Annotated in this window: 14 protein-coding genes and 1 pseudogene; 10 read left to right on the top strand and 5 right to left on the bottom strand. The window is 70.3% G+C overall.

Translation table 11 applies throughout. The annotated features are described in order from the left end of the window. The first annotated feature begins 293 nt into the window (after window positions 1–293). The 3 genes from VMR06_RS00130 to VMR06_RS00120 are packed head-to-tail and all read left to right on the top strand — an operon-like array spanning window position 294 to window position 5,122. Window positions 294–1,178 carry a carbon-nitrogen hydrolase gene (locus tag VMR06_RS00130; protein WP_325371728.1) on the top strand — a complete coding sequence of 295 codons (885 nt, stop codon included), beginning with the start codon at window positions 294–296 and terminating at the stop codon, window positions 1,176–1,178. 51 nt (window positions 1,179–1,229) lie between these two features. Beyond that, window positions 1,230–2,459 (top strand): TraB/GumN family protein, encoded by a 1,230-nt coding sequence (locus tag VMR06_RS00125; RefSeq protein ID WP_325371929.1) that lies wholly within the window; start codon window positions 1,230–1,232, stop codon window positions 2,457–2,459. Further along, window positions 2,459–5,122, top strand: a complete 2,664-nt coding sequence (locus VMR06_RS00120) for a DUF349 domain-containing protein (protein ID WP_325371726.1) — start codon at window positions 2,459–2,461, stop codon at window positions 5,120–5,122. Before VMR06_RS00125 ends, VMR06_RS00120 begins: the two co-directional genes overlap by 1 nt. An 82-nt stretch (window positions 5,123–5,204) precedes the next feature. On the opposite strand, the gene VMR06_RS00115 is transcribed toward VMR06_RS00120, so the two are convergent. Beyond that, window positions 5,205–6,353 (bottom strand): NAD-dependent epimerase/dehydratase family protein, encoded by a 1,149-nt coding sequence (locus tag VMR06_RS00115; RefSeq protein ID WP_325371724.1) that lies wholly within the window; start codon window positions 6,351–6,353, stop codon window positions 5,205–5,207. Between the two features lie 287 nt (window positions 6,354–6,640). On the opposite strand from VMR06_RS00115, the gene VMR06_RS00110 reads away from it, so the two are divergent. The 4 genes from VMR06_RS00110 to VMR06_RS00095 are packed head-to-tail and all read left to right on the top strand — an operon-like array spanning window position 6,641 to window position 10,480. Continuing rightward, on the top strand, window positions 6,641–8,065 hold the full coding sequence (locus tag VMR06_RS00110; RefSeq protein ID WP_325371722.1) for a PLP-dependent aminotransferase family protein: 1,425 nt from the start codon (window positions 6,641–6,643) through the stop codon (window positions 8,063–8,065). Window positions 8,066–8,100: 35 nt separating this feature from the next. After that, on the top strand, window positions 8,101–8,856 hold the full coding sequence (locus VMR06_RS00105) for a c-type cytochrome (protein WP_325371720.1): 756 nt from the start codon (window positions 8,101–8,103) through the stop codon (window positions 8,854–8,856). Continuing rightward, complete coding sequence (locus VMR06_RS00100; RefSeq protein WP_325371718.1) at window positions 8,853–10,160, top strand: c-type cytochrome; 1,308 nt, start codon at window positions 8,853–8,855, stop codon at window positions 10,158–10,160. The genes VMR06_RS00105 and VMR06_RS00100 overlap by 4 nt, the downstream gene beginning before the upstream one ends. A gap of 2 nt (window positions 10,161–10,162) precedes the next feature. Beyond that, entirely contained in the window at window positions 10,163–10,480 is a 318-nt protein-coding gene (locus VMR06_RS00095; protein ID WP_325371716.1) for a hypothetical protein, read from the top strand. A gap of 57 nt (window positions 10,481–10,537) precedes the next feature. Here the strand turns inward: VMR06_RS00095 and VMR06_RS00090 are convergent. Next, window positions 10,538–11,294: pseudogene (locus VMR06_RS00090) on the bottom strand (IS5 family transposase). Window positions 11,295–11,527: 233 nt separating this feature from the next. On the opposite strand from VMR06_RS00090, the gene VMR06_RS00085 reads away from it, so the two are divergent. Next, window positions 11,528–12,505, top strand: coding sequence for an AraC family transcriptional regulator (locus tag VMR06_RS00085; RefSeq protein ID WP_325371714.1), 978 nt, complete (start codon window positions 11,528–11,530; stop codon window positions 12,503–12,505). A gap of 15 nt (window positions 12,506–12,520) precedes the next feature. Beyond that, on the top strand, window positions 12,521–13,555 hold the full coding sequence (locus VMR06_RS00080) for an aldehyde reductase (protein WP_325371712.1): 1,035 nt from the start codon (window positions 12,521–12,523) through the stop codon (window positions 13,553–13,555). Between the two features lie 161 nt (window positions 13,556–13,716). On the opposite strand, the gene VMR06_RS00075 is transcribed toward VMR06_RS00080, so the two are convergent. Further along, the gene (locus VMR06_RS00075; protein ID WP_325371710.1) at window positions 13,717–14,409 is read right to left on the bottom strand and encodes a hypothetical protein; all 693 of its coding nucleotides are present in this window, start codon (window positions 14,407–14,409) and stop codon (window positions 13,717–13,719) included. On the opposite strand from VMR06_RS00075, the gene VMR06_RS00070 reads away from it, so the two are divergent. Further along, window positions 14,402–15,022 (top strand): class I SAM-dependent methyltransferase, encoded by a 621-nt coding sequence (locus VMR06_RS00070; protein ID WP_325371708.1) that lies wholly within the window; start codon window positions 14,402–14,404, stop codon window positions 15,020–15,022. The genes VMR06_RS00075 and VMR06_RS00070 overlap by 8 nt on opposite strands. A 132-nt stretch (window positions 15,023–15,154) precedes the next feature. Here the strand turns inward: VMR06_RS00070 and VMR06_RS00065 are convergent, their stop codons facing one another. Continuing rightward, window positions 15,155–17,527 (bottom strand): S8 family serine peptidase, encoded by a 2,373-nt coding sequence (locus tag VMR06_RS00065; protein WP_325371706.1) that lies wholly within the window; start codon window positions 17,525–17,527, stop codon window positions 15,155–15,157. Between the two features lie 317 nt (window positions 17,528–17,844). Further along, window positions 17,845–19,836 (bottom strand): hypothetical protein, encoded by a 1,992-nt coding sequence (locus VMR06_RS00060; protein ID WP_325371704.1) that lies wholly within the window; start codon window positions 19,834–19,836, stop codon window positions 17,845–17,847. Between the last annotated feature and the right edge of the window lie 209 nt (window positions 19,837–20,045).

Raw genomic sequence — 20,045 nt, 5'->3', positions numbered from 1 at the left:
GACGAGGCAGTCCAGAATCGAGGCGCCTTCGCCATTCCGCCGATGACCTTATCTTCGAATCTCAAGTGACGTGCACGCCACGTCGAAGGCGATTCGACACCCTTGGCGACGAATGCATCCGCGATGCTGACGTGCCTCACAGAGTGGCCGCTTCCGCGGCAGACAGGCCATGACGAATGCAATCCGATCAAAGGGTTCCGGTGCCTCGACAGGCAGCAGGTGCCGAGGTCGATGACGAAGCCCGAACCGCGGTACCATCGCCGGCCTTGCGTCGCTCGCTTTCCGGGACACCGATGAACAAGACTCTCAAGGTCGCGCTGCTGCAGGAATCCAACCGCGGCAGCCGCGATGCCAACCTCGCCGCGATCGAGGCCGGCCTGCGCGAAGCCGCCGCGGCCGGGGTTGAACTGGTGCTGCTGCAGGAGCTGCACAACGGCCCGTACTTCTGCCAGCACGAGAACGTCGAGGAGTTCGACCGCGCCGAGGCGATTCCCGGCTACAGCACCGAGAAGCTCGGCGCGCTGGCTGCAGAGCTCAAGCTGGTGCTGGTGTCCTCGCTGTTCGAGCGGCGCGCCGGCGGCCTCTACCACAACACCGCCGTCGTGTTCGACCGCTCGGCGACGATCGCCGGCAAGTACCGCAAGATGCACATCCCGGACGATCCGGCCTACTACGAGAAGTTCTACTTCACGCCGGGAGACCTCGGCTTCAATCCGATCGAGACCTCGGTCGGCCGCCTCGGCGTGCTGGTGTGCTGGGACCAGTGGTATCCGGAGGCCGCGCGCATGATGGCGCTGGCCGGCGCCGAGCTGCTGCTGTACCCGACGGCGATCGGCTGGGATCCGTCCGACGAGCCGGCCGAGAAGACGCGCCAGCGCGATGCCTGGATCACGATCCAGCGCGCGCACGCGGTCGCCAACGGCATTCCGGTGCTGGCCTGCAACCGCTACGGCTTCGAGGCCGCGCCCGACGGCGGCCGCGGCATTCAGTTCTGGGGATCGAGCTTCGTGACCGGTCCGCAGGGCGAGTTCATCGCGCAGGCGGCGGAGGACCGCCGCGAGCTGCTGATCGTCGAGGTCGACCTCGCGCGCAGCGAGTCGGTGCGGCGGATCTGGCCGTTCCTGCGCGACCGCCGGATCGACGCCTACGCCGATCTGCTCAAGCGCTACCGCGACTGACGGCGCCGCATCGTGTCGATCCCGCCCGAAGCCGCCACCGCGCCGGCCACCCTGCCCGAACCGAACACCCCGCCCGCAGCGGCCGACGCGCTGGCCGGCCAGCCGATCGCGCGGGTCCGCCGCGACGGCGTCGAGTACGTGATCCTCGGCACCGCCCACGTCTCGCGCGCCAGCGTCGAGGCCGTGCACGCGATCGTCCGCGACGAGACCTTCGACGCGATCGCCGTGGAGCTGTGCGAGCCGCGCTTCCGTTCGATCAAGGATCCTGACGCGCTGCGCAACCTGGACCTGTTCCAGGTGATCCGCCAGCGCAAGGTCGGCCTGGTCGCGGCCAACCTCGCGCTCGGTGCGTTCCAGCGCCGCATCGCCGAGCAGTTCGGCATCGAGCCGGGCGCCGAGATGAAGGCCGCGATCGACGAGGCCGAGTCGCGCGGCCTGCCGCTGTGGCTGATCGATCGCGAGGTCGGCATCACGCTGCGCCGTGCGATCCGCAGCGTCGGCTTCGTCGAGCGCATGGGCCTGATGGCCGGCCTCGCCGGCAGCCTGCTCTCGCGCGAGGAGGTGGAGGAAAGCGAGATCGAGAAGCTCAAGCAGGGCGACATGCTCGGCAGCATGTTCGGCGAGTTCGCGAAGGAATCGCCGCCGCTGTACGAGGCCCTGATCGCCGAGCGCGACCGCTACATGAGCGCGCACCTGCGCGAGGAGGCCGAACGCGCCACCACGCCGGTCGCGCGCGTCCTCGTCGTCATCGGTGCCGGCCACATGGCCGGCATCGAGCGCGAACTGGTCGAGCAGACCGAACCGCCCGGGCCGCTGCAGCAGCGCCTGGCCGAATCGCCGCCGCCCTCGCCGTGGCCGAAGATCGTCGGCTTGGCGGTGTTCGCGGCGATCGCCGCGGCGATCGCGCTGCTGTTCGCGCGCGGCGCCGACTTCGGCACCGACGCGCTGCTGGTCTGGGTGCTCGGCACCGGCATCGGCGCCGCGCTCGGCGCGCTGGCCGGCGGCGGCCATCCGCTCAGCGCCTTGGCCGCGTTCGTCGTCGCGCCGCTCAAGCCGTTCCGCCCCGGCGTGCCGTCCGGCGCCGCCAGCGCTGCGGTCGAGGTCTGGCTACACCGGCCGCGCGTGGCCGACTTCGATCAACTGCGCGACGACGTCACGCACTGGACCGGCTGGTGGAAGAACCGCGTCTCGCGCACGCTGCTGGTCTTCATGTTCACGAACATCGGCATGATGTTCGGCACCTGGGCGGCCGGCCTTCGGATCTTCGGGAAGCTGATCTAGTGAACTTCGTCCGCAAGCTGTTCAAACCGCGCTGGCAGTCCGCCGACGCCGCCGTGCGCCTGGCCGCCGTCAGCGCCGACGCGGCGCCCGAGCTGGCGGCCGCGCTGCCACAGATCGCGCGCGGCGACGCCGATGCCGGCGTGCGCCTGGCGGCGCTCCGGCGCCTGGCCGATCCGGGCCTCGCCCAGGCGCTGGCGCAGGACGATCCGGATGCCGGCAACCGCGAGGCGGCGCGCGCGCTGTGGTTCGACCTGCTGGCCGGCCGCCATGCGCAGTCGCCGCCGCTGACCGAACGCCTGCGGCTGGCCGCCGCGCAGGACGCGCCGCGGCTGATCGAACATCTCGCCGAGCACGCCGCCGAGACCGAGCTGCGCGCCGCGGCGCTGATCCGCGTGACGCGGCCGGCCCTGCTGGTCGAGCGCGCGACCGCCGAACCCGATGCGAAACTGCGGCTGTCCGTGGTCGAACGCATCGACGACGAAGCCCTGCTCGAACGCATCGCCGAGCGCAGCCGCAAGCGCGACAAGCAGGTCTACCGTCGCGCCAAAGACAAGATCGAGGCCGGACGCCTCGCGCGCGGCGACGACGCCGCGATCGCCGAGGAAGCGCGCCGGATCTGCGAGCAGCTCGAACGGCGCCTGCGTGAAGGCGATCACTCCGCGGCCGATGACGACGCCGCGCTGCAGGCGCGCTGGAATGCGATCGCCGATCGTGCGCCGGCGTCGTTCCGGACCCGCTTCCAGGCCGCCGGCGACCTGCTCGCGCTGCGCCGCGATCCCGAGCAGATGGCCGCGCTGCGCCGCCGCGGCGCCGAGATCGAGGCGATCGGCGAGGAGATCGCGGCGATCGAGCACGCGCTGGCCGGGCGCGATGCGGTCGAGCAGCGCGACGCGATCGGCCAGCGCTTCGATGCACTGGCCGAGCGCTGGAGCGCCGTCGACGACGCCGGCGGCAGCCTGCGCGAAGCGCACGAACAGCGGCTGTCGGCGATCGTGGCCCGCCTCGGCGAGCTCGCCAACGCGCCGGCGCCGGTGCCGGCAGCGCCGACGCCGGCCGCGATGCCGGCGGCTGCACCGAAGCGGCGCGACGACCCGGCCGAGACCGAACGCCGCCGCGCCGAGCGCGAGCGCCGGCACGCCGCGCTCGGCGCGGCGCTCGGCGCGCTGGAGGCGGCGCTCGACGGCGGCCAGAGCGGCCCGGCCCATCAGGCGCATGCCCGCCTCGCCGCGGCGCGCCAGGCCCTGCACGAGGCGCCGGACGAGGCGATCGCCCGGCGCCTGGCCGATGCCGAGGGCCGCTACGCGCAGATCGCACGCTGGCAGCGCTGGAGCGACGATCAGCGCCGCGAGGCCTTGTGCGGCGAGATCGAGGCGCTGGCCGCGAGCGGCCTGCATCCGGACGCCGTCGCCACGCGCGTGCGCGAAGCGCAGGCCGAATGGGCACGACTCGATGCGCACGACGGCGGACGCGGCGGCGGCGGTCTGATCCGCCGCTTCCATGCCGCCTGCCGCGAAGCGATCAAGCCGACCCGCGCCTATTTCGAGAAACGCGACGCGCTGCGCCAGACCCAGGCCCAGGCGATCGCTGCGCTGCTCGAAGGGCTCGACGATCCGAACGCGGCGGCGCTCGACGTGCGCGCGCTGGCCGCGCGCCGCCGCGAGATCGCCGACGCCCTGCGTGCGCTCGACCGCGTCGATCCGCGCGAGCGCAAGACGCTGGCCGAACGGCTGCGCACAGCCTTGGCGACGCTGGACGCGCGCATCGCCGAACATGACGGCGCGATCGAGGCCGCCAAGCAGCGCCTGATCGGCGCCGCCGAGGCACTGGCCGCCGACGCGGACCTGCGCAGCGCGATCGCGAGCGCCAAGGATCTGCAGCGCCGCTGGCAGGCCGCCGGCAACGGCCGGCGCGCACGCGACCAGCAGCAGTGGACCGCGTTCCGCGCGGCGATCGACGCGGTGTTCGCGCGCGCCGACGGCGAACGCGCGGCGCGCGATGCGCAGGCGCAGGCGGCGCGCGAGAGCGCCGCCGCCCTGTGCGCGGAGCTGGAATCACTGGCCGCCGCGGAGCGCGCCGAGCGTGCCGCGCAGACCCGGATCGAGCAGGCCTGGCAGGCGCTCGGCCTGCGCGACGACGACCTGCAGCGGCGCTTCCGTACCGCGCAGGATGCGTTGCGCGAAGCTGCCGAGCGGCGCCTGCGCGCAGAACGGCGCGCCGGCTTCGACGCCTGGCTGACGACCTATGCACTGTGCCGCGCCGCCGAGCGCGGCGAGCGCGACGCGGACGGCGTGCGCAGCGACCTCGCTGCGATCGACGCGACACCGGTGGCGGCTGCGGCGCTGTCCGCACGGTTCGAGCGCGCACTGGCGGGCGCCGCGATCGCGGCGCCGTCGGCCGCGGACACAGAGGCGCTGCGCGACTGCCTGGTCGAGCTCGAAGCGCTCGCCGGCATCGATTCGCCGGACGAGGACCGTCAGCGCCGTCTCGATCTGCAGGTCGGCCGGCTGTCGGCGCGGCTGCGCGGCGGCGACGCCGAAGGCGGACCGGAAGCACGGCTCGTGGCCCTGCTCGAGCGCTGGACCGCACAGGCCCCGGTCGCGGATCCGGCGCTGGACGACCGGCTCGAGCGCGCGGTCCGGCACGTGCTCGCCGGCTGGCGCTGAGCACCGCGCCCGGGCGCTCCGTTCTACCGCCGGGACCGGCGTACGGCGCGACCGCAGTGCGGCCGCGCGCGCCTGTCGCGCCTCAGCCGGCCTGCCTGGCCTGCCAGGCCTTGAGCACCTCGGCCTCGCGCTCGCGCTTCAGGCCGGCGCCGAGCTTGGCCTGGCGCTCGGCCGGCTGCTGCTGGAACCAGGTCAGCGTGTCGGCCGCGGTCGTCGCCAGCGGACGGAACGTCAGCCCGCGCTCGAGCGCACGCCGGATGCTGCGCCGCGCGAAGCCGGCGGTCTCGCCCGTGCCGGGCAGCCATACCGGCATGTCGCGCCAGGGCGCGACGTCCTGCGCGGCGAGGAAATCGGCCGGAATCCAGTGCAGGCGCGCGCCGGCGGTATTGGTCGCGCGGATGCCGTAGAGCATCGCGTCGGTGCGCATCGTGTAGTCCGGTCCGGTCGCGTTGTAGATGCCGGTGACCTTGGCCTCGACCAGGCGGATCATCCATTCGGCCAGATCGCGCGCGTCGATGAACTGCACCGGATCGCTGCCGTTGCCCGGTGCGACCACGTCGCCGCCGGCGGCCAGCCGCACCGGCCAGTACGTGAAGCGATCGGTCTCGTCGCCGGGACCGACGATCAGGCCCGGCCGCACGATCGTCGTATTGTCGCCGAACCACTTGCGCGCCTCGGCCTCGCAGGCCGCCTTGAGCGGTCCGTACAGGCTCATGTCGGCGCGCAGCGAGGTCTGCGTCTCCTTCATGATGTCCTTGCCGGTATAGGTCGCCAACGCCGCGGTCTCGTCGGCGTCGGCGGCCGTGCTGGCCTCGTAGACCGAGATCGTCGAGACGAACACGTACTGGCCGACCTTGCCCTTGAGCACCTTGCCGACATCGCGCACCCAGAACGGGATGCTGGTCGGATTGTCGATGCACACATCCCATTCGCGGCCCTTGAGCGCATCCAGCGCGCCCTCGTTGCGGTCGCCGGTCAGCTGCTCGACCTCGGCCGGCCATTCGCGCGTGCGGCGGCCGCGATTGAACAGCGTGACCTTGTGGCCGCGCGCGAGCGCGTAGCGGACCTGATGCGGCCCGACGAAGCCGGTGCCGCCGAGGATCAGGATGCGCAGCGGCCGCGCCGCGGCCGGCGGCGGCGTCGGTGCGGCGGCGCCGAGCACGTTGGCCGACAGCGCAGCCGCGCCGGCCAGCGCGCCAAGACGGAATAGATCGCGACGGGTGATCGACATCGGCATCTCCGGCAGGTGTGCGGTGGTGTGGGCCGCATTGGAGCCTGCGCCGAAACGCCGCAGCAGGGCCGAAGGTCACGGTCGTGACCTCTGGCGCGGCGACGGACGCGCGAACGCGCACGGATCGCCCCGCGGATCGCCGGTTCGCCGACCGGCGGCCGGATCAGTCGCCCCGGACGCGGCAACTGATCCGGTGTTTTTCCGGACAACTGGCTCTGTTGCGCCGCGGCCGCGGGCCCGACAATGCGGCAGCCCGCTCCCGACCGTGTTCCGCGCCGTCCCCTGCCATGAAGCGCTACGAAGCCCTCGCCGACGCCATCGCCGAATCGATCCGCAGCGGCGTGCTGCGTCCCGGCGACCGGATGCCGTCGGTGCGCCAGGCCAGCGTGGCGCGCCAGGTCAGCCCCTCGACGGTGTTCCAGGCCTACTACCTGCTCGAGGCGCGCGGCCTGATCCGTGCGCGCGACCGTTCCGGCTACTACGTGACGGCCGGCTCGCAGGCGCTGCTGCCCGAAGCCGAACAGGCCGACCTGCCGGAACCCGAATCGGCGCCGGTGGCGATCAGCGAGCGCGTGTTCGAGGTGCTCGAATCGACCGCCGAACGCGACGTGGTGCCGCTCGGCTCGGCGTTCCCGAGCCCGCAGCTGTTCCCGCTGCAGCGCCTGGCGCGCGTGATGGCGGCGACGGTGCCGAGGCTCGATCCGTGGAGCAGCGTCGACGACCTCGGCCAGGGCAATGCGCGGCTGCGCCGGCAGATCGCGCTGCGCTACCTGACCGACGGCCTCCACGTACGTACCGAGGACATCGTCGTCACCAACGGCGCGCTCGAGGCGCTGAACCTGTGTCTGGCCGCGGTGACGCGGCCGGGCGATGCGGTCGCCGTCGAGTCGCCGACGTTCTACGCAGCGCTGCAGGCGCTGGAGCGCAACGGCCTGCATGCGATCGAGGTGCCGACGCATCCGCGCGAGGGCATCGACCTGGCCGCGCTGGCGCAGGTTTTCGAACGCCACCGGCCCAGGGCCTGCTGGCTGATGACCAATTTCCAGAATCCGCTCGGCAGCCTGATGCCCGATGCGAAGAAGCGCGATCTGGTCGCGCTGGCGACGCGGCACCAGGTGCCGCTGATCGAGGACGACGTCTACGGCGAGCTGTACTTCGGCGCGCGCCGTCCGGTGCCGGCCAAGGCCTACGACGGCGAGGGCTGGGTCATGCACTGCGCCTCGTTCTCCAAGTGCCTGGCGCCCGGCTACCGGATCGGCTGGACCGCACCGGGCCGCTTCACGCGCGCGGTCACCCGCCTCAAGCTCAGCAGCAGCCTCGGCGCGTCGATCCCGGCGCAGGCGACGCTGGCCGCGTATCTCGAGAAGGGCGGCTACGACAAGCATCTGCGCCAGCTGCGCCACACGCTGTCGGTGCAGCAGAACGCCCTGCTGCAATCGGTCGCGCGGCATTTCCCGGACGAGACGCGCACGACGCGGCCGGACGGCGGCTATTTCCTCTGGGTCGAGCTGCCGCCGCACGTGCGCACGCTGGACCTGCACCGCTACGCGCTCTCGCACGGCGTCAGCATCGCGCCGGGCCCGATCTTCTCGGCGCGCGGCGGCTTCGACCACTGCCTGCGCCTGAACTACGGCCATGCCTGGGACGAACGCAGCGAGACCGGACTGGCCACGCTCGGCCGGCTGGTGCGCGCGTTCGGTGCCGCCGCATGAGCCTCGCCCCTTCGACCGACCGCGAAACCTCGCCCGTGAACGCTCCGCACCCCGCCCCGCCCCGACCTGGAGCCTGTGCCCGCACCCTTGCGCGTCTGGCCTGTACCGCCCTGCTGGCGTTCGGCGCCGCATCGGCGCAGAGCGCCGAAGCGGATCTGCGCGAACGCCTGGCCGCCTGCGCGGCCTGCCACGGCGAGCGCGGCGAAGGCGTCGCCGGTTCGACCTACTATCCGCACCTGGCCGGCAAGCCGGCCGGCTATCTGGTCGAGCAGCTGCAGGCGTTCCGCGACGGTCGCCGTCACTACTGGCAGATGGTCTGGCTGACGCAGTACATGGACGATGCCTACATCGCCGAGATCGCCGCCTACTACGCCGCGCAGCCGCCGCATACGCAGGCCGCCGACGTCGGCGCGCCGGCGCTGCCGGCGGCGGTACGCGAGCGCGCCGAGCAACTGGTCCATCACGGCGATGCGCAGGCCGGCGTGCCGGCCTGCACCGCCTGCCACGGCGCGGCGCTGACCGGCCTGGAGCCGGCGGTACCGGCCCTGGTCGGTCTGCCGCAGGACTACATCGTGTCGCAGATCGGCAGCTGGCGCGACGGCACGCGCCGCTCGAAGACACCGGACTGCATGGCCAGGATCGCCGCCGCGCTGTCGCCGGCCGACATCCGCATCGTTGCCCAGTATCTGTCGCACCAGTCGCCCGGTGCGCACGACCGGCCGGCCGCGCCGGGCAGCCTGATGCCGCCGCTCACCTGCGGCGATCTCCCGCATGCGCAGGTGACGCCATGATCCGCCGCATCGCGTTGTGGAGCGTGCTGATCGCATTGCCGCTGCTGCTGCTCGGCGCGGCGATCGGCGGCGTCCTGCTGCTGCGCCAGGGCGGGCTCGCACCGTATCGCCTGCCGGCCGGCACCGCGGCCGCGCCGGCGGCCGGCGACGCGGCCGAAGGCGCCTATCTGGCGCGGATCGGCAACTGCCTGACCTGCCACACCGTGCGCGGCGGCGTCGCATTCGCCGGCGGGCGTCCGTTCCGCACCGACTACGGCACGCTCTACAGCACCAATCTGACGCCGGATCCGAACACCGGCCTCGGCGACTGGTCGGTCGAGGCGTTCCGCCACGCGATGCGCCACGGCGTCAGCCGCCACGGCGTGCTGTATCCGGCGTTTCCGTACGCGAACTTCGCGCACCTGACCGATGCCGACCTCGATGCGCTGTTCGCGTACCTGCGCACGCTGCCGCCGGTCGAAGCCCTGCCGCCGCCGAACGACCTCCAATGGCCGGCCAGCTGGCGCGGTGCGCTGGTCGGCTGGCGCATGCTGCACTACCGGCCGGCGCCGCTGCCGCCGGCCCCGGCCGATGCGCCGCCGGGATGGCTGCGCGGGCGTTACCTCGTCGATGGTCTGGGCCACTGCGCGATGTGCCACGGCACGCGCGGTGCGCAGGGCTCGCTGCCGACCGAGGGCTATCTCGCCGGCGGCCGCATTCCGGGCCAAGGCTGGTATGCGCCGCCGCTCGACGCACGCCAGCTCGCACGCTACGACGTCGACCAGCTCGCCGACTACCTCGTCACCGGCAACGGCGAGCACGGCGCCGCGTACGGCTCGATGGCCGAGGTCGTCTATACGAGCCTGCGCCATCTGCGCGCGGACGATGCGCGCGCGATGGCGACGTATCTGAAAAGCGTGCCGCCGCACGGCGGCGACGAGAAGCCCGACGCCGGCCGCTTCCTCTACGCCGCCGCGCAGCCGGCCGCCAATCCGCACAACGGCGGCCGCCTCTATCAGGACCACTGCGCGAGCTGCCACGGCGACAGCGGCGAAGGCCGCGGCCACGACTACCCGCCGCTGCGCGGCGCGGTCTCGGTCACCGCGCCCGATCCGGTCAACGCGGTGCGGCTGGTGCTGTACGGCGGCATGCCGCCGACGACGGCCGGCAATCCGCGGCCGCATTCGATGCCGCCGTTCGCGGGGCGCCTGGGCAATGCCGAGATCGCCGCGATCGTCACCCACATCCGCCGCAACTGGGGCGAGCAGGACCGGCCAGTCAGCGCCGCCGACGTCGCCGCCTACTACGGCATCCGCGGAGACTGACGATGCAGCCGGCGATGAACCCGACGATCGAGATCGGCCTGTCCTTCATCCTGTTCCTGCCGTGGTTCGCGATCCTCGGCGCGCTGTACTGGCTGTTCCCGCGCCAGCCGCGCCATCTCAAGCGCAAGCTGTTCGATCTGGCCGTGCTGGTCCTGTCGATCGTGCTCAGCATCGCCGGCATGCGCTGGGGCTATGCCATCGCCAATCCGGCCAGCGGCGCGATCTGGAAACAGGTGCTGGCGATGCTGGTCGCCTACGGCGTCTTTCTGGCAGTGCTGACCGTCGCGGTGCCGTTGCGGCGCTGGTCGATGCGGCGCTGACCGCCGGCCGCGTGCGACCGCGGCGCCGGTCCCGGCCGCCGCCAGGCCCTGTTAACACTAATGCAGTGATTCGACGATCAATGCGAAGTGGATGAAGCCAGCGAACATGACGTCGAGTTTATCGAAGCGGCTGAAGATGCGGCAGAAACCTTTGAGACGCCGGAAGAGCCCCTCGATTTCATTTCTTCTTCGATAGATCTCGGTGTTGTAGCGCCAGGGGCTTGTTCGCAGTGGGTGCGGCGGCACGACCGGCTCAAATCGAGGTCCAGGGCCAGTTGGCGTGTTTCATTGCTCTCGTAAGCACGATCCATCACTAGATGGCAGCCAGCCGGCGGTGCGGGCAGCGTGCGCAGCAGGACACGGCCGGCCGGTGTGTCGCCGGCTTGGCCGGGAGACCGCGAGAAGGCTAAGGCGCAGCCGGAATCCGCGGCAGCCATATGAATTTTGGTGGTCCAACCACCGCGGGATCGTCCGATCGATTGCGGACCGTTCCTTTTCGCGCGCCGGTGCCCTCGGGATGCACTTTCACGATCGTGCTGTCCCGGCTGACCGCCTCAAGCCGGACGCGCACCAGCTGGGCGGCCTGCATCCGCTCGAAGATTCGATCCAGAACCCCGGCCTTGGCCCAGCGATTCATCCGGGTGTAGATCGTGTGCCAGTTGCCGAAGCGCTTGGGCAGAGCGCGCCATTTGCAGCCATTCTCGGCCACAAACAATATAGCGTTGAGCACATGGATGTTGCTCAACGTTACGTTGCCCCGCTGGCGGGGGAGGCAGTCTTCGATGATGGCGAATTGCGCAGGTGTCAGTTTCATGCGCATAGTCTAACAATTAGTGTTAACAGGCCCTAGTGCAACGCGTGACCGCCCTGCCGATGCGTCGCGCGCCCCGACCCAAGCCGGCATTGGGCCCATTGGATCGCATTGCCGGCGGGCGGTTGGACGTCACCGCGCCATGCCTTGCCCTCGAAGGGGGATCGCAAGGTTGGCGTGATCGGATTTGCCGGCATCTCTCATCTGCCTATAGTCGCACCATGGAAGGGCCAAGCATGTTCTCGATCCACCAGGACATCCTGACGGACGCCGGCCTACCGTTTGCCCGGCTTCTGGCGCACGCGGGCGTCGAACCGTCGAACAGATGGACGACCAAAGACTTCTTCCGCATCTGGGAAGCCGCAGACCGGGAGTTCGACGACCGGTCCATGGGTCTGAGCTTCGGAGCGAAAGCGATCAGTTCCGGCTATGGCATCGCATCGTTGGTCGCCCTGCATGCCCCGGACTTCAGGGGCGCGCTCGCCTCGCTGTCCCGCTACAAGCGCCTGACATGTCCGGAACTTGTCGAGGTCGAAGTCACGCAGAGCGAAGCGATCGTCCGTTACCGCTGGCTGCAAGCCACGAGCGAAGTGCCACGACTGCTCGTCGACATGACGATGGCCTCGTTGTTCGAGCTGGCCAAAGTCGGGACAGGCTTGAAGGTCAAACCGATCAGGCTCGAGCTGTCGCGCCCGGGCAAGGATCGCGACATGCTCCGGAACCACTTCGGTTGTCCTGTGATCTTCGGGGCGATGTCCGACGCCATGGTATTTGAGAGATCCGCGCTCGATGCGCCTCTCGTCACCGCCGACGGAGGCGCGTTTGCTCGCCTCGTAAGGGATCTCGATGGGGAGTTGGCCAGAGGGGCGGGGTATCCAGCTCCGATCGCGGAACTGCGAGTGACCATCGCTCGCCAGCTCAGCGAAGGTCGCCAGGCAAGCGTTGCGGCAGTCGCCGACCGACTTCATGTCAGCAAGCGCACGCTCCAGCGTCGCCTGGACGGACACGAGACCAGCTTCCAGCAGCAACTTGCTGACGTGAGGCGGACGATCGCCAGGCGTCTCCTCGCCAATACCAAGTTCGACACCGTGGCCATTGCCATGGCGCTCGGCTTCGTGGAGCCGAACTCATTCACACGCGCGTTCCGCTCCTGGGAACAGCAGACACCACGTCATTGGCGTCAACGCAACGAAGGCGCGCGTAAGCGCTACTAGATAGGGAACCCCCTTGTGAGACATTCGCATGTTCTTGTGACCGGAGGCTCCGGTTTCATTGCCGGCCACTGCATTCTCGAGCTTCTTGAACAGGGATATTCCGTACGGACCACGGTGAGATCCCTCGACAAGGAGGCGGCCGTGCGCTCAGCGCTCGAGGACGCCGGTATGGTGCACTCGGACAGGCTGAGTTTCACTGCAGCAAACCTCGACAATGATGCGGGCTGGACGGAAGCTGCTTCCGCCGTCGAGTTCGTGTTGCACGTGGCTTCTCCGGTGCAGCCCGGATACGTTCGAGATGAGAACGAGGTGATAGCGCCTGCACGAGAGGGCGCATTGCGCGTGCTGCGTGCCTCGCGGGACGCGGGAGTGAGACGGGTCGTGTTGACCTCGGCGTTTCATGCCGTCGGTTGGGGGCACCCGCGCCGCAGCCATGCTTTCACCGAGAGCGACTGGACCAACATCGACGGTCCGGGTGTGGATGCGTATGGAAAGAGCAAGACGCTCGCGGAACGGGCGGCATGGGACTTTCTTTCCGGCGCCGCTGGCGCCATGGAGTTGACGACGGTGCTGCCCGTTGCGGTGATGGGGCCGGTCCTCGGCAAGGAGATCACCGGCGCGAATCACCTGATTCAGCTCATGCTCTCCGGGCGGATGCGCGCCCTGCCGGACATCCATGTGCCCATCGTGGACGTCCGGGACGTGGCCAAGGCGCACGTCCTGGCCATGACGAACCCGCGCGCCGCCGGCGAGCGGTTTCTGCTCTCGAGCGGCCGCGCGCTTTCCATGAAGGAGATCGCGTCCATCCTCAGGGCCGAGTTCTGCGATGCGGCCGGGAGAGTTCCCACCCGGGTGGCTCCAAACCTGTTGCTGAGGATTGCGTCCCTCTTCAATCTGACCGTCCGCGGCATTCTTCCCGATCTCGGCTACGCAAAGAAGACGTCTCACGAGAAGGCAACAAGCATGCTCGGCTGGACGCCGCGCGACTCGACCGAAGCGATCGTCGCCGCGGCCGAAAGCATGATACGGAAGGGATTGACCGATGCGTGATCTTCGAACATCGCCTGCCGTGCGAACCCGCCGTCACAGCCATCTGGGCGGCATCAGTCCCGAGGCCTTCGAACAGGCCGCGGCGTGAGGCTGGGAAGTGTCTTAAAACTCGGGACAGTCCAACGCTCTATCTGATTGATCCAATATAGTGTTGACACGCCCTAGCCGTTCGCATCGATGGGCATGCACCGGCGCAGCCGCTCCAGAGCGGCGCGCTCGGTCAGCGCATCGGCCTCCAGCGATACCGTCGCCGGCACCCATTGCGGAAACGAAATGGTGCGGACGGCATGGCGCCCGGCCGCAGTGTGCGTCTCGGTCACGCGTGCCAGGCGGTCGGCCTGCAAGCGACCGGCACAGCGGACCAGGGCCGGCCAGAGCAGACGATGGACCAGCGTGATCTTGCCGTCGATCAGGCGGCAGACCAGGACCTCGTCCGCGGCGCGCACCGCACGGGTCGCCCGGAATATCGCCTTGCCACGAGGATGCGGCCACCAGCTGCCTTGGATCGGCGCGCCGGCGATCGCCTCGGCCAGCGAAGGCACCGGGCCGGCTGCCGCTTCGAGCACGATGCCGTGCGTGCGGACAAAGGCGATGGCTTCCTCGGGCGTCATCTGCATGGCCTGGGTGGCCGACCCCACCGAGGCCGGATCGGCATCGTAACGCCGCGCGAGTATGCTCGGGCGGCTCTCGGCCCGAAAAGGCCCAGCCTCCGCCGAATCCTGCATCCGCCGGCCGGACAGCGCCAGCCGGTCGCACGCAGCGACTGCCGGCCGGCAGACGGGGGCGTGCCGGACCGGACCGAATCGAGCCGTTGCGATCGGCGGACGCGATGCTAAGGTGCTCGTCATGGCCACGCCCGCCGCTCGGATCATCGACCTCTACGAACGCCACGCCGATGCCTATGCGTCCGACCGCCGCGCCTGTGCGCCGGTCGAACGGGACTGGCTCGATCGCTTCATCGCGCTGCTGCCGGCCGGCGGCCGCGTGCTCGATCTGGGCTGCGGCATCGGCGAGCCGATCGCGGGCTACCTGATCGAGCGCGGCTTCGACGTCGACGGCGTCGATGCCTCCCCCTCGCTGATCGCCCATTGCCGTGCCCGTTTTCCGATGCAGCGCTGGCAGGTCGCCGACATGCGCGGGCTCGATCTGGGCCGGACCTATGACGGCATCCTCGCCTGGGACAGCTTCTTCCATCTGAATCACGATGATCAGCGCGGCATGTTCACGGTGTTTCGGCGCCATGCCGCGCCGGGTACGGCGCTGATGTTCACAAGCGGACCGGCACACGGCGAGGCGATCGGCGAGTACCGCGGCGAACCGCTGTACCACGCGAGCCTGGCGCCGGAGACGTACCGCGCGCTGCTGGCGGCACACGGATTCGAGGTCTGCGCCCATCGCGCGGAGGATCCCGACTGCGGCGGTCATACGGTCTGGCTGGCGCGGTGCGGGCAGCAGGAAGCCAGCTGAGACGCAGCCGCGGCGTCGCGCAAGGTCGTGCCGGCAGGCCGGTGACGCCCTATCCTCGGTTGCCGGATCGCCTTTCCTCGCGAACGTGCCGCCGGCCCCGCTCGCGAGCACGAACGGGGCCGGAAGCTGCGGCTACTGCGGATCGAAACCATCCGTGAAGATGAAGTCGCGCGGCGCCCGCACGGCGACGCTGAGGTGCAGCGGCGGCGACAGGCCGCCGGTCTCGCTCAGCACGACCGCGCCGAAGCCGGGCATGTTCGGCGCCGTCAACGGCCGTCCGCTCGGATCGACGCTGACGGTGATCTGCAGCGTCTGGGTCGCACCGGGCGCCAGAGAGAAGCTGGCCGGCGTCACCGTAGCCGTGAGATCGGCCGCGGTGTCGAAGCCGACGCTCCAGTCCGACGCGGTGGCGAGCGTGCTGCGGACCGTGCGCGTGAACGTGCACGACGGCGTGCAGGCGGTGTTGCGCATCGAAGGCAGGTTCAGCGCCTTGACGTCGAGCGTACCGCTGCTCGGGTTGGCGGCGAGAAAATTGGCGTAGGTCTCGTCCATCACCAGACCCGCCCGCTCGGCCAGCGACACGTCGATGCGGCCATTGCCGACGCCGTCACCGTCCCACCATGCTCCCATCGGCCGGATCGCCGTCATCTGCAGCGCGGACTTGACCTCCATCGGTGTCCAGCCCGGATGGATTGCGCGCAGCAGGGCCGCGGCGCCGGCGACGTGCGGGGACGCCATCGACGTGCCCGACAGATATCGATAGCTGCCATCGGCCGTACGCGCCGCCGCATAGATGTCGGTGCCGGGCGCGGCGACGTCGGGCTTGGTCAGGTCAGCCAGCGCACCCGGCGTCGGACCGCGCAGGCTGCCGGGATTGAGCATGTCGGTCAGCTCGGTGTCGACATCGAGACTGCCGGTGACGCTGTCAGCCGGGGAGGTGCGAATCAGCTCGATGAGACGATCGGACTGGACGAAATCGCCCAGGCTGTAGGCGGGTACCGTGGTCGGCGCGCCGCTGGTGGTCATGCTGAGCGAACCGTACTGGTTGTTGACGATCAGGACGGCGGTCGCACCGGCGTTGACGGCATTGGTGACTTTTTCGGCGAAGCCGCAGGCCTCGGTCGCCGGCGTGTTCGAGCCGCGCCGCACCACCGCGACCGCACCGGCGAAGTAGCCGGGAGCGAAGCCGCCGGTGTTCGTGCAGCCGGCGAGATTGGCTGGATCGATGCGCAGCGGCTGTCCGCTGAACGCGCTGCCGACCGGCGTCGTGCTGCCCTTGAGCGCGTACAGATCCTGCATGCCGTCGACCGGGTCCGGGGCAGCGACCGAGAAGCGTCCGCCGAGCGGCCGCACCGTCGCATAGGTATTGGCGACCGACATCACCCAGGGCCCGCGATGGTTGACGGCGCCGACCGGGTTCTCCGGCCCGCCCTCATTGGCCGGACGCGTATTGCCCGACGCGGCCGCGACGAAGATGCCGGCATTGACCGCATCGAGAAACCTGCGATCGTTGTCGCCGGCACTCCAGGGTGACGTGCCGCCGCTGATCGAGAAGTTGAGCACGCGCACGCCGTCGCCGACCGACGCGATCGCCATGTTGATCGCCGCGGCCGAGTCGGCGGCCGCGCAGCGCCCGTTGGACTCATTGCAGACCTTGTAGCTGTTGACGCCGGCGCACGGCGCGATGCCCGACAGCTGCGTGAACGGCACCGGCAGCGTCGGTGCCGGCGTCGTCGAAGCGGCGATCAGCGTATTGCCGGCCGCGGTACCGGCGACGTGCACGCCATGACTGCTCGACGTGGCGTCGGCTTCCGGGTTCGGACCGTTGCAGGCGCCGCCGGGCCCGGTCGCGGTCGCGCAACTGACCGCGACCAGCTTCGGATTGGCCGCCGAGAAGCCGCAGGTGGCGTCGTTTGCGAACGAGGGATGCGCCGAGTTGGCACCCGAGTCGAGGACCGCGATGCGGATTCCCGCGCCACGATTGGCCGGGCCGCCCGGTGCGGGAAGATTCCACACGGTTTCCGCGCCGACCAGCGGCGGGGTGCGATAGGTCGCCAGCACGTCCGGCTCGCGCGTCGTGACCGAACGAACGCCCGGCACGCGTGCGACCTCGGCGGCCTCGGCGTCACTGAGTTCGGCCGCGATACCGCTGTGCGTGTAGAAGTAGCGGTGCGAGACCTCCAGGCCGCGGCCGAGCGCCGATCCGATCGCCGCGGTATGCATTGCCGTGGTGTTCTCCAGATAGCCGACGTAGGCGCGCACCTCGGCAGCCTGTGCGTCGAACACCTGCGCGCCGGCCGAACGCGGCGCAGTCGCCGACAGCGTGCCGACGCTGCCGTCGTACTGCAGCGCACCGGCTTCCTCGAACTCGATCAGATAGGTCTTGCGTGCCGTCACCGACGCGTCGTCGGGCGCCGGCTGCGAGAGCGCAGGCCAGGCGGCCAGCGTGCCCAGATGGATCGCCATCAACGCGGCGAGTGGCTTGGAACGAATCGACTTGCGCATGGGTTCTCCCGTTGGAATGGACCGCGGCCGGCCTGCGCCGCCACGCGCCGAGCCGTTCGGCCGGACGTGCGGCAGCGGCGACAAGGCCGTTTCGTGCAAGGCACGGGAGTCAGAACGCGGAGACAGCCGGCTTCCCCACTGGACGATGTCGTGATCGGCGTCCAGGCGGCGGGGCGCGCGCGTCGTGAGGACAGCGCGACACGTTGCCGGCTGATGAAACGGCGCGGCCGCGCCCATGGCCGGGTGCGGCGAGAGCGCCCACGGAACCGGGCGCGACGAAGGCGCGGGCCCGCTGCGGGCCCGCGCCGCGGCGGTGCCTACTCGAAGCCGTTGCCGAAGATCTCGTCCGCCTGCGCACCGGGCACCGGCACGGCAACGTCGTAGAACGCCGGCGTGCCGGTCTGGGCGATGTCCAGCCGGCTCTGACCGGGCGTGGGCGGCGCATCGACGGTGACCGAGAACAGGTACAGCGTGCCCCAGTCGAGCGACGCGCCGGCAGGAGCGGTCCAGGTCAGACGGCCGCCGGCCGAGCTGAACGTCCAGTCGTTGCCGGGCTCGAGGTCGCCGTCGCTGAAGCGCTGCGTGCCGACGACGGCGCCGGCCTGCAGCGGCACGCTGAACGCACCGAAGCCGCGGTTGCCGAGCACGCGCAGGTTCGGCTCGCTGCCTTCGGTGACCGCGCGCGCGAAGTCGAGATTGTGGACGGCGTAGTGATACGTCCACTGGCCGTTGCCGAGATCGACGACGCGCACCGCGACCTTCGCATGACCCTCGGTGACGGCCAGTTCGGTGTTGGCGACCGTGGTGCCGCTCGGCGCGCCCTCGACCCAGCGATCGGTCACCGAGCCGAGCCGGAAGTTGCCCTGCCCCGCGAACGACCAGTTGCCGCCCGAATAGGTCGGCGTGCCGGTCAGCGAAGCCATCGAGTTGTAGATGTTGATGTCCTGGCGCGCCAGGTACCACGAGTCGAACAGGTACGTCGCTCCGGGGTTGCGCGTCGGACTGATCTGCGACTCGTTGACGACCAGACGGCGCTCGTACTCGTCGTCTTCCGGCCAGTCGTTGGTGTTGCTGCCGACGCAGCCGGGGTCGAACAGCGATCCGCAGCGCCCCCACTGGTTGGTCGCCGGAATGATCTCGGAGCGGAACGACAGGTCGGAGTTGTCGTCGTTGTTGAACGTGCTGTAGGTGTCCGAACAGCCGCGGCCGAGGATCTGGCCGCTGATGTTCTCGCCCGGCGCGCAATCCCAGTTGGTCGTCAGCCAGGCATGCTTGACGCCGGAACGGCCGATCTGCTCGATGCCGCCGTCGGCATTGATGCGGTACATGTTCCAGATCAGGAACGGATGCTGGTCGTTGTTGTACGGCGCGAAGTTGCCGCTGAACTTGCTGTACCACGGAATCCGCGCGGTCCACAGCGCGCTGCTGGTGCCGAGCGCGCCCTGTCCCGGGATCGTCTCCACCGCGCTGCCGTTGTTAAGGTTGTTGCGCAGCGTCGAGTCCGGCGCGAACACGACGCGGCCGTTGCCCTCGTGGCCGCTGGTGCCGGACTGGCGCATGCGCGTGACCGAGACGTGCTGCATGAACAGGTCGGCCTCGTAAACGGTGCCGGCCGGCTGCCCGTCGACCTGCTCGCCGTGCCAGTGGCCGCTGCCCTGCGGATCGAGGTCGCCGCCGGTGCCCTGGCTGCGCACCTCGGTCAGCAGTTCCACGTCGGCGACCGGATGGCCGGCCAGTTCGGGCCGCCCGACGCGCTCGGCGAGCGCGCGCGTGGCGCGCACGTCGGCCGTATAGACGGCCAGCACCTGATGGCTGCGGACCATCTCGTACATCAGGTGGTCGATCGTGAACCAGGCGGTACCGTCGCGATCGGCCAGATCCAGCCGCATCGAATCGGCCGGATTGGGCTGCAGGCGGAAATCGGTCAGATCCAGCATCGCGCCATCCGGCAGCTCGAACCGGAAGCCGCCGCGGGCCTGGATCGCGCCGCCGAGGAAGCCCGCGAACGAGCCGCGCTCGGCACGGAACGCGATGCTGCCTTCGCGGCGCAGATCGAACGAGGCCATCGCCTGCGCCTGGCGCACCTGCAGGCCGTCGGTCAGGCGCGCCGCGCGCGCCGGCAACTTGCCTTCGGTCGACGCCACGGCGATGCCGAGATCGCCGAGCAGATGGGGATTGAAGCGCAGCCCGACCGTGCCGCCCCAGGCGGTCCATTGCGGGGATGCCGGTTCCTGGGGCGGCGCGGCGAATGCCGCGCCCGCCATGCAGGCGGCGATCGTCAGAGCGAGGAGACGCACGGGCGTATTCATGGACACTCCTTTGTTGCGGTTCAGGGGGACGGGCGGCATCGATCCAAGCGCACGCGGCGCGCAGGCGCGGCGGCGACCGGTACGACGAGCGCGATCTCGGTCGCGCCTACATAGCAGGTTTCGCATCCGAATGCCGCAGCCGATGGCCCGATCCCGACGACGCATGTGCAGCTCCATCGCGAGAGCAGGCCGTGATCGGCGCGACGGCC

This window comes from Dokdonella sp. (assembly GCF_035511235.1).
GTDB lineage: Bacteria > Pseudomonadota > Gammaproteobacteria > Xanthomonadales > Rhodanobacteraceae > Dokdonella.
This window is presented reverse-complemented; position numbering and strand designations above follow the sequence as displayed.